The sequence below is a fragment of the Micromonospora phytophila genome, assembly GCF_023656545.1.
GTDB classification, from domain to species: domain Bacteria; phylum Actinomycetota; class Actinomycetes; order Mycobacteriales; family Micromonosporaceae; genus Micromonospora; species Micromonospora phytophila.
In genome coordinates this window covers 1-9,386 of record NZ_JAMOKF010000220.1, presented here as the reverse complement: position 1 = coordinate 9,386, position 9,386 = coordinate 1, and the positions used below count along the sequence as shown (strand labels likewise).

9 protein-coding genes are annotated in these 9,386 nt (G+C 72.4%); 3 read left to right on the top strand and 6 right to left on the bottom strand.

Features of this window, described 5'->3' with window-relative positions; translation table 11 throughout:
- Positions 1–50 precede the first annotated feature (50 nt).
- Together NCC78_RS22125 and NCC78_RS22120 are read right to left on the bottom strand one after the other, a co-directional pair.
- Positions 51–1,499, bottom strand: a complete 1,449-nt coding sequence (locus tag NCC78_RS22125; protein ID WP_250796767.1) for a sensor histidine kinase — start codon at positions 1,497–1,499, stop codon at positions 51–53.
- 10 nt (positions 1,500–1,509) lie between these two features.
- Positions 1,510–2,178, bottom strand: a complete 669-nt coding sequence (locus tag NCC78_RS22120) for a response regulator transcription factor (RefSeq protein ID WP_250796764.1) — start codon at positions 2,176–2,178, stop codon at positions 1,510–1,512.
- A 396-nt stretch (positions 2,179–2,574) separates the two neighbouring features.
- Between NCC78_RS22120 and NCC78_RS22115 the strand changes: the two genes are divergently transcribed.
- Positions 2,575–3,918: an RNA-guided endonuclease InsQ/TnpB family protein gene (locus NCC78_RS22115; RefSeq protein ID WP_250796763.1), complete on the top strand. Its 1,344-nt coding sequence runs from the start codon at positions 2,575–2,577 to the stop codon at positions 3,916–3,918.
- Here NCC78_RS22115 and NCC78_RS22110 read toward each other — a convergent pair.
- Positions 3,824–4,135 (bottom strand): hypothetical protein, encoded by a 312-nt coding sequence (locus NCC78_RS22110; RefSeq protein ID WP_250796760.1) that lies wholly within the window; start codon positions 4,133–4,135, stop codon positions 3,824–3,826. The genes NCC78_RS22115 and NCC78_RS22110 overlap by 95 nt on opposite strands.
- 99 nt (positions 4,136–4,234) lie before the next feature.
- Here NCC78_RS22110 and NCC78_RS22105 point away from each other — a divergent pair, with 99 nt between their 5' ends.
- Together NCC78_RS22105 and NCC78_RS22100 are read left to right on the top strand one after the other, a co-directional pair.
- Complete coding sequence (locus NCC78_RS22105) at positions 4,235–4,573, top strand: DUF952 domain-containing protein (RefSeq protein ID WP_250796758.1); 339 nt, start codon at positions 4,235–4,237, stop codon at positions 4,571–4,573.
- A 162-nt stretch (positions 4,574–4,735) separates the two neighbouring features.
- Positions 4,736–5,287 carry an acyltransferase gene (locus NCC78_RS22100; protein ID WP_250796756.1) on the top strand — a complete coding sequence of 184 codons (552 nt, stop codon included), beginning with the start codon at positions 4,736–4,738 and terminating at the stop codon, positions 5,285–5,287.
- A 60-nt stretch (positions 5,288–5,347) separates the two neighbouring features.
- On the opposite strand, the gene NCC78_RS22095 is transcribed toward NCC78_RS22100, so the two are convergent.
- The 3 genes from NCC78_RS22095 to NCC78_RS22085 form a co-directional block, all read right to left on the bottom strand.
- Entirely contained in the window at positions 5,348–6,631 is a 1,284-nt protein-coding gene (locus NCC78_RS22095) for a nucleotide sugar dehydrogenase (protein ID WP_250796755.1), read from the bottom strand.
- A 5-nt stretch (positions 6,632–6,636) separates the two neighbouring features.
- Positions 6,637–8,193: a glycosyltransferase family 2 protein gene (locus NCC78_RS22090; protein ID WP_250796752.1), complete on the bottom strand. Its 1,557-nt coding sequence runs from the start codon at positions 8,191–8,193 to the stop codon at positions 6,637–6,639.
- The coding region (locus NCC78_RS22085) for a glycosyltransferase family 4 protein (protein ID WP_250796750.1) at positions 8,190–9,386 on the bottom strand (1,197 nt) is incomplete at its 5' end. The genes NCC78_RS22085 and NCC78_RS22090, both read right to left, overlap by 4 nt.

The following is a 9,386-nucleotide window of genomic DNA, read 5'->3' as shown; positions in this document are numbered from 1 at the left end:
GCGCGGCGAAGCCCCCCGCAGCGGCAGCACCGCCTTGCGACGGCGGAGGCTCAGCCGACCAGGGTCTCCTCCGGGCCGGCGGCGGGATCGGGGAGTTCGGCGGCGACGCGAGGCGCCGGGAGGGCCGCGGGCGGGTCGGCGGGGAACCACAGGCCGGCGACCAGGCCGCGCGGCTCGCCGCGGCGCATGGTGAGCCGCCCGTCCGAGGCGTCGACCAGCACGGCCACGATGGTCAGGCCCAGCCCCGCGCCGTCCACGTTCTGCACCTCCGGCGCCCGCCAGAACCGTTCGGTCGCCTGGCCGAGCTGACTCGACGTCATGCCGGGGCCGGTGTCCCGCACCTCCAGCGCCACGCCGCCGTCGCCGTGCCGCACGCTCACCGTCACCTCCCCGCCGGCGCCGCTGAACTTCACCGCGTTGTCGATCAGCGCGTCGAGGGCCTGGTCGATGGCGGTCGGCACGGTCCGGGCGTACGCCGGGGATTCCGCCGCGGTGAGCCGGAGAGCGACCGACCGGTGCCGGGCCAGCGGCTGCCACGCGGCGACCCGGGAGGCGGCGACGGCCGCCGCGTCGACGGTGACCCGCTGGTTCTCCCGCCGTTCGGCGCGGGCCAGGGTGAGCAGCGCGTCCAGCACCAGGGCCAGCCGGTCGGTCTCCTCCAGCGCGAGCTGGTGCTCGGCGCGCCCCTGGGGGTCGGTCAGGCTCGGCCCCAGCTCCTCCACCCGCAGGCGCAACGCGGTCAGCGGGTTGCGCAGCTGGTGGCTGGCGTGCGCGACGAACGCCCGCTGCCGGTCCAGCACGTCGGAGACGGCGTCGGCCATGTGGTTGAAGCTCGCCGCCAGGCGGCGCAGTTCCGGCGGGCCCAGCCGGTGCTGCACCCGCGCGCCCCCGTCGCCCTCGGCGATCTCGTGGGTGACCGCGTCCAGCTCGGTGACCGGACGCAGCACCCACCCGGCCAGCCCGAACGCGGTGAGGACGCAGGCCAGCACGGCGAGCAGGCCCATCCCGGCCAGCAGCAGCCACCACGTGGTGACGGTGCGGCGGACCGCGGCGGCCGGGGTGGCGGTCACCACCGCGCCGAGCACCTCACCGCCGTCGTTGATCGGCACCGCCACCACGATCGGGCCGTCCACCCAGGGCCAGACCGACTCCGGCCCGCTGGCCTGCTGCCCGGAGAGCGCGGTGGCCAGCGCCTCGCGGGTGCCCCGGGCCGGCTGCCAGCTCTCCGAGGCCACCACCGTCCGCCGCTCCCGGTCGACCACCGCCGCGCCGATGCCGTACAGCTCGTCGTAGCTGCGCAGTTCGTTGTCGAGCGGACCGGGCGTCCCGCCGCGCAGCGCCGGCCCGGCCAGCGAGGCGAACCGGGTCGCGTCGGCGAGCCGGTCGGCGCGGACCCGGTCGGTCTCCCGGGTGGCGAGGGTGGCCGCCAGCGGGGTCTCCAACGCCATCAGGACCAGCACCATCAGCAGCAGGTAGCTGATCACCAGCCGACGTCGCACCCGCGCCCCCTCACTCGCCGCGCAGCCGGTAGCCGACCCCGCGGACCGTCTCCACCAGGCGGGGATCGCCGAGCTTGCCGCGCAGGGACCCGACGTGCACCTCGACGGTGTGCCCGTCACCCCAGGTGGTGCCCCAGGCGTCCAACAGGATCCGGTCGCGGGGCACCGCCACCCCGGGCTGCCGGGCCAGGGAGAGCAGGACGTCGAACTCCTTGCGGGTGAGCGCAACCGCCCGGCCGTCGACGGTCACCGTGCGGGCGGCCACGTCGACGCGGACCACCCCCACCTCGATCAGGTTGCGCTCCGGCGCGGTGTGCGCCGCCCGGCGCAGCACCGCCTCGATGCGGGCCTGCAACTCCCCCATGGAAAAGGGCTTGACCACGTAGTCGTCCGCGCCCAGCCGCAGGCCGAGCACCCGGTCACGCTCCTCGCCCCGGGCGGTGACCGCGATGATGCCGAGCTGGCTGCTGCGTCGGCGCAGCTCCCGGCACAGGTCGGTGCCGTCGCCGTCGGGCAGGGTCAGGTCCAGCAGCACCAGGTCGCAGGGGGCGGCGGAGAGGGCGGCGGCGACGGTCGCGGCGTGCTCGACCTCGTACCCCCGTCGGGTGAGGGCGGAGGAGAGCGCGGCGGCCACCCGTCGGTCGTCCTCGACCAGCAGGATGCGCACCCGGGCCCCCATTCGTCGGCGGTGTCGACCCCGAATGGTGGCAGAAGCCCGCGCCGGGCGGGAGGGCCGCCCGACGCTACCGGGATGCGAGCCCGGTGCTCTGCCCTTCGGGGCGGGGGTGAAGGCCCGCGTTGGGAGCGTAGCCATGGACCCTGCAGTGCCTTGGACAGGGTGGTTCTGCTGCTCGATGTACTGACGCACGACACTCAGCGGTGTGCCACCGACGGAGCCGGCGAAGTACCCGACCAGAGCTTGTTGACCCGGTAGTAGTGGCGTATCAGGTCGGGATGCCGGTCACCGAACACCTTGTGACGGAACTTCGTCAAAAGACCAAGTGAGCGTGCAGGGCAAGAACTTAGCAGTGCTGACGCCTTCGAATTCAGCCATAGACCAAGATATGGTCCACGGGTGCAACTGCGTTACAACTACCGGGTGCACCCGGATACCGCTCAGCGCGAGGCGCTAGCCCGGTCTTTCGGGTGCGCCCGGGTGGTGTTCAACGACGGGCTGCGCGCACGGCAGGCGGCCAGGGAGAACGGCGAGAAGTATCTGTCGGACGGCGAATTGTCCAAGCAGGTCATCACCCAAGCCAAGGATACGCCCGAGCGAGCCTGGCTGGGCGAGGTGTCGTCGGTCGTGCTGCAACAGGCCCTCGCGGACCTGAACGTGGCGTACCGCAACTTCTTCGCCTCGATCACCAGCAAGCGCAAGGGCCGCAAGGTGTCACCGCCGAGGTTTCGGTCGCGCAAGGACAACCGGCAGGCCATCCGGTTCACCAAGAACAGCAGGTTCAAGGTCCTGGACAACGGCAGGCTGCGCCTACCGAAGATCGGCGACGTGCCGGTCCGCTGGTCACGCAGCCTCCCGGCGGAACCGTCGTCCGTGACAATTATCAAGGATGCGGCGGGCCGGTACTTTGCCTCGTTCGTCGTACAGACGACCGAGGACGAACCGCTGCCCCCGGTCGAGTCCGAGGTGGGCATCGACCTGGGGCTGACCCACTTCGCGTTGCTGTCCGACGGCACGAAGGTCGCCGCGCCGAGGTTTCTGCGCCGGGCCGCCCGCAAACTCAAGCGGTTGCAGCAAGACCTGTCTCGCAAGACCAAGGGATCGAACAGGCGCAAGAAAGCCGTCGTCAAGGTCGCCAGGGCACACGCCCGAGTGGCCGACACCCGGCGGGACTGGCAGCACAAACTTTCCACGGCGATTATCCGCGACAACCAAGCGGTGTACGTCGAGGACCTGTGCGTCGTCGGTCTCGGCCGGACCAGGCTCGCCAAGTCCGTGCACGACGCGGGCTGGTCGCAGTTCGTCGGCATGTTGGCGTACAAGGCCGCCCGGTACGGGCGGGTGTTCGGTCGGGTGGACAGGTTCTTTCCATCCACCCGCATGTGCTCCGACTGCGGCCGAATCAACGAGAAGATGGATCTGTCGGTCCGGTCATGGGTGTGCCCCTGCGGCAGCACCCACGACCGCGATCACAATGCCGCCAAAAACCTGTTGGCCGCCGGACGGGCGGACAACTTAAACGACCGTGGAGCGCAGATAAGACCAGCACGTGTGCTGGCACCGCGCAGCGAAGCGGTAATCCACCCGGACGCCGCGTGTTCCACTCGCAGCGTGGAGGGAATCTCCGTCCTTGAGAGCGGAGAGAACGTCAAAGCCCGAAGACCTCGTCCGTGGTGGCGTCCCGGACCCCGTCGACGAAGCCCCGGAAGCCCGGATCGCGGTGGCTGGCCGGCACGCTGGTGACGTTTTCGCCGGTGGCCTGGATGACCGCGTCCACCAGGGGCGGGTAGTCGGTCTCGGCGTCCGCGAGGGTGTCGTCGTCGGCCTGGCCGAGGTTGATCGCGTGCTGCACGTCCTCGGTCGGGGTGTCCGGGTCGTCGGCCCACTCCCCGCCGGCCCGGTAGCACTCGTCGTAGAGCGCGCGTTGGCTGTCGGTCCAGTCGTCGTCGTAGCTCTCCATGGCCCCACCCTTCCGCGACCGCTCCACCGAAGCATGCCGGGCGGCGCGGCGCGGGCGAGGCGGTACCGGCGAAAAGCGGACAGTACGTAGGCTGCCGGGGTGATCTACAAACTGCTGCCGACCGTCGAGTGGGACGACGCCCTGGCCGCCGGCCACCTCACCGGCACGGCCACGGACCACCAGTCCGGGTTCATCCACCTCTCCGGCGCCGACCAGGTGGTCGAGACGGCCCGACGGGTGTTCACCGGGGTCACCGGGCTGACCCTGCTGACGGTGGACCCGGACCGGCTGGGTGCTGCGCTGCGCTGGGAACCGTCGCGCGGCGGTGCGCTCTTCCCGCACCTGTACGGGCCCCTGCCGGTGCCGGCGGTGGTGGCCGCCGCGGCGCTGCCGGCGGACGTGCCCGTCGCGGACGCGGTGGCGGCGCTGCTCGGCTAGGGGGTCGCTATGCTTCCCCCGAGTCCGCTCCCCCGGGTCTCGCTCCCGCGCCCGGGGCGGGGGCGGCAGACCCGATCCGTGCGGGCGACGGCCGGTTCCGGCGGACGCCGACGCGGATCACCGACGGCGCGACGGCGCGCCCCGAGCCATGCGAGTTGAAGGATGACTGACAACAGTTCCCCGTCCCCCTCGGTCTTCGTCCACCCGTCGGCCGACGTCGAGGAGGGTGCCCGCGTCGGCGACGGCACGAAGGTCTGGCACCTGGCGCACATCCGGTCCTCCGCGCAGGTCGGCGCCGGCTGCATCATCGGCCGCAACGTGTACGTCGACGCGGGCGTGACGGTCGGCGACCTGGTCAAGATCCAGAACAACGTCTCCGTCTACCAGGGCGTCACCATCGAGGACGAGGTCTTCGTCGGTCCGTGCGCGGTCTTCACCAACGACTTCCGCCCGCGCGCGCAGAACCCGGACTGGACCATCACCCCGACCCTGGTCCGCCGGGGCGCGTCGATCGGGGCCAACGCCACCCTGGTCTGCGGCATTGAGGTGGGCGAGTACGCGATGATCGCCGCCGGTTCCGTGGTGACCAAGGACGTGAAGCCGTACCAGCTCGTCGCCGGCAACCCGGCCCGCCCGAGGGGCTGGGTCGACGCCAAGGGCGAGGTGGTCTCCCGCGACGTGGAGAAACCGCCGGCCGGCCTGACCCAGGGCTGACCCGCGGAGGACGAACGGGTCCCGACCGGTCGGTCGGGACCCGTTGCGCGTACTGCGGCGTCAGCCGCCGATGACCACCCGGCGGACGTCGGCCCAGCGGGCCGGGTCGGTCACCCGTCGACCGTCCACCAGCACCCGCACGTCGGGCAGGTCGGCGGGGGCGAGGGTCCGGTACTCGGTGTGGTCGGCCTGGATGATCGCGGCGGTGACCTTCTCCCCCGCGTACGCGGGCAGCCCGTGGGCGGTCAGCTCCTCGGCGGTGTACATCGGGTCCGACACGTACGGCTTCGCGCCCCGGGCGCGCAGCGACTCCACGGTCGGGAAGACGCCCGAGAAGGCGGTTTCCTTCACGCCACCCCGGTACGCGGCGCCGAGCACCAGCACCTCGACCCCGGTCAGGTCGCCGTACGCGGCGGCGAGCAGGTCGACGGCGTACTGCGGCATCTGCGCGTTGGCCTCCCGCGCGGAGCGGACCACCGTGGCGGCCGGGTCGTTCCACAGGTACATCCGGGGGTAGATCGGGATGCAGTGCCCGCCGACGGCGATGCCGGGCTGGTGGATGTGGCTGTACGGCTGGGTGTTGCAGGCCGCGATCACCTTGGTGACGTCCACCCCGACGGTGTCGGCGAAGCGGGCGAACTGGTTTGCCAGCCCGATGTTGACGTCCCGGTAGGTGGTCTCGGCGAGCTTGGCGAGCTCCGACGCCTCCGCCGAGCCGAGGTCCCACACGCCGTTGGGCTGGGACAGGTCCGGCCGCTCGTCGAAGTCGAGCACCGCCTCGTAGAACCGGACGCCGTGCGCGGCCGACGCCTCGTCGATGCCGCCGACCAGCTTGGGGTAGCGGCGCAGGTCGGCGAAGACCCGGCCGGTCAGCACCCGCTCGGGGCTGAACACCAGGGAGAAGTCCCGGCCCGCGGTGAGCCCGGAGCCCTGCTCCAGCATCGGCGCCCAGCGGCTGCGGGTGGTGCCCACCGGCAGGGTGGTCTCGTAGCTGACCAGGGTGCCCGGCTTGAGTCCGGCCGCGATGGACCGGGTGGCGTCGTCCATCCAGCCGAAGTCCGGCACGCCCTCGGCGTCGACGAAGAGCGGCACGACCACGACGACGGCCTCGGACTCGGCGACGGCGGCGGCGGTGTCGGTGGTGGCCGACAGCAGACCGGCGGCGACCGCCTCCTTGAGCTTGACGTCCAGGTCGGTCTCACCGGGGAACGGGACCGCTCCGTCGTTGACCAGGCTGACCACCCGCTCGGAGACGTCGGCACCGATCACCCGGTGCCCCTTCGAGGCGAACTGGACGGCCAGCGGCAGTCCGATCTTTCCGAGCGCGACGACGCAGATGTTCATGACTACTACTTTCCTCCTAGTGGGAGCCTGCGCCGCAGGCGGGCCATCAGCCGGCGCGGCGTCACAGGCGCTACGGCGATGACGAGCTGACCCTTGTGGTTGGTGGTGGTGGTGAGCACGTGCAGGCGGGCGCCTCGACGCAGCAGCGCCCGCTGGGGCACCGGCCGGCGTGGGCCGCGTACCGCGGCCGCGCCGGTGGCGCCGAAGGCGGTCATCCGGGCCTGGATGATCCGCAGCTCACCGCCGGGGGCGACGTCGGCGAGCAACCGGTCCACCGGGATCCGGGCCCGGACGGTGGTGCCGGTGGGGTCCGCGGTGACCGACGTGGTGACGCCGCCGGCGTCACCGGCGGCGATCTCGATGCCGGTGGCGAGGGTGGGCAGGTCCGGGCGGGGGCTGCGGGCGGTGACGGAGAGCGCCCGAGTGCCGTCGAAGGCCACCGAGACGGTCTCCATCCGGGCGATCCAGTCGGCGGCGCTGTCGGTGACGTCGTACCAGGCGTCCGGGATGTCGAACCGGGAGTCCCGGAAGCCGGGGTAGCCGGCGAACCAGCGGTCGGCGTCCACCACGGCGGGCGGGATGCCCTGCTCGGCGTCCTGCCGGATGACCGCCAGCAGGTGGTCGAGGTCCGCGTACCGGGCGGCGGCGAGCCGGACCCGGGCCTCCACGGGCAGCCGGTCGCGGATGTCGTCGGTCAGGTACCGCTCGACGAGGTCGCACACGCCCGCCCGGACCCGTTCCTGGGCGTCCCGGTCGACCCGCAGGAAGTCGTCCTCCAGGAGCTTGGCGACCTCCCAGGTGAAGTGCCGCACCAGCACCGCGTCCCGCCGGCGGCCCGGCTCGATCAGCCCGGCGACGAACTCGATGATTTCCCGGGCGCAGCGCAGCCGTTCCAGGTGCCGGCTCTTGTAGGTGATGTTGCGGGCGTTGAGCCGGCGGACCGCGTAGTAGTAGTCGTAGTCGGCGAGCACGGAGATGCGCCGGGCCCGCAGGCACGCCTCGATGGTGAACGGCTGGTCGCTGCCGACGGGCATGTCCTCGGGATAGCGCAGCCCGTGGCGCTCGATCAGCTCCCGCCGGAACAGCTTGGTGTTCGACAGCGACCAGGGCAACGCCGAGTCGAACAGGTCGACGTCGACGGCGGACTCGGCGAAGATCGCCTGGTGGATGTAGCGGCTGTTCACCCCGACCGTGCGGCCGAGCACCACGTCGGATTCGTACCGGTCGGCGGCGGCGACGAGCCGTTCCAGCGCCTCCGGGCCGAGGTAGTCGTCCGAGCCGATGAAGTAGACGTAGCGGCCGGTGGCCCGCTCCAGGGCCCGGTTGCTGGGCGCCGCCGGCCCGCCGGAGTTGGGCTGCCGGATGACCTTGACGGTGCCGGGGTGGAGCCGGGCGAAGCGGTCCAGCTCCCGGCCGCTGCCGTCGGTCGAGCCGTCGTCGACCGCGATGACCTCCAGCCGGTCCCGGCCGATCGTCTGCTCCACCAGCGAGGTGAGGCAGCGGGTCAGGTACGGCATGGTGTTGTAGACGGCGGTGATGACGGTGACGTCGGGTGGGCTCACGTGCCGACCCCGACCGCGGGTTGCGGGTCGCCGGGCGCCGCGTCGGCCCCGCTGGCCGGCTGCGCCGCCGTGCCACGCGGCCGGCCGGGCAGCAGCCGGCTGTAGACCCCGTCCATCACCTCGGCCTGGGCCTCCCAGGTCCAGCTCTCCAGCAGGCCCGGCCGGTCGTACGCGGCCCGGTAGCGCTCCGGGTCGGCCAGCACCGCCCGTACCGCCCGGACGTAGTCGGCCACGTCCTCGGCGCGGAACACCTCGCCCTGGCCGGTCGAGCGGACCGTGCCGGCCATCGTCTTCACGTCGCTGACGACCAGCGGCAGCCGGGCGTGCGAGTACTCGAAGAACTTGGTGATCAGCGCGATCTCGTGGTTCGGCCAGTGGTGGATGGGGATCACCCCGACGTCGGCGGCCGACAGGAACGGGACCACCTGCCAGTGCTTGACGTACGGCATGGCGTGCACCCGGTCGGCCACCCCGAGCTTCGCCGCCCGGGCCAGCACCCCGGAGACGTACGGGCCGGCCGGCTTGTTGACCACCAGCGCGACGTGGACGCCGGGCAGTTGCGGCAGGGCGTCGACCATGACGTCCAGGCCCCGCTGGCGGGCGGCGGCCCCGCTGTACACCAGCAGCGGCACGTCGGGGCCGATCCCGCAGAGCGCGCGCAGGTCGGGCGCCGGGGTGTCCGGGTCGAGGTCGCCGTGCCCGGCCGACGGGGCGTTGAGCACCACGTCCGGCGCGGCGGGCAGCCCGTGCTCGCGCCGCAGCAGCTCGGCGAGGCCGTCGGAGACGGTCATCACGGCGTCGGCGTAGGGGGCGTACTCCCGCTCGTGGGCCCGGTGCGCCGGCAGCCAGCGGGCGTTGTCCTGCCACGGCTTGAGGCCCGGCAGGAACTCGTGCGCGTCCCAGACCACCTTGATCTCGCGGCCCTCGACCGCCGCCCGGATCTTCGCGCGGGCGGCGACGCCGAGCATGCGGAAGTCGTTGGCGTGGATGAGGTCGGGCCGCAGCTCGTCGATGACCGGCCCGTAGGCCAGCTCGTAGTCCCACAGCGACGGCTCCAGCCGCCGCCACGCGCCGTCACCCTTCACCGTCTGCCAGAACAGGGTGTACGCCCGGTCCCACGGGTTGCGGAACTTGCGGCGGGTCCGGGCCCTGGTCAGCATCCAGTACCGCAGGGAGACCCACTTGCCGGTCGC

Excerpts from the sequence above, each read along its gene's own strand:
- NCC78_RS22120 (WP_250796764.1), bottom strand. The coding sequence starts at position 2,178 with ATGGGGGCCCGGGTGCGCATCCTGCTGGTCGAGGACGACCGACGGGTG.
- NCC78_RS22100 (WP_250796756.1), top strand. The coding sequence starts at position 4,736 with ATGACTGACAACAGTTCCCCGTCCCCCTCGGTCTTCGTCCACCCGTCG.
- NCC78_RS22110 (WP_250796760.1), bottom strand. The coding sequence starts at position 4,135 with ATGGAGAGCTACGACGACGACTGGACCGACAGCCAACGCGCGCTCTAC.
- NCC78_RS22095 (WP_250796755.1), bottom strand. The coding sequence starts at position 6,631 with ATGAACATCTGCGTCGTCGCGCTCGGAAAGATCGGACTGCCGCTGGCC.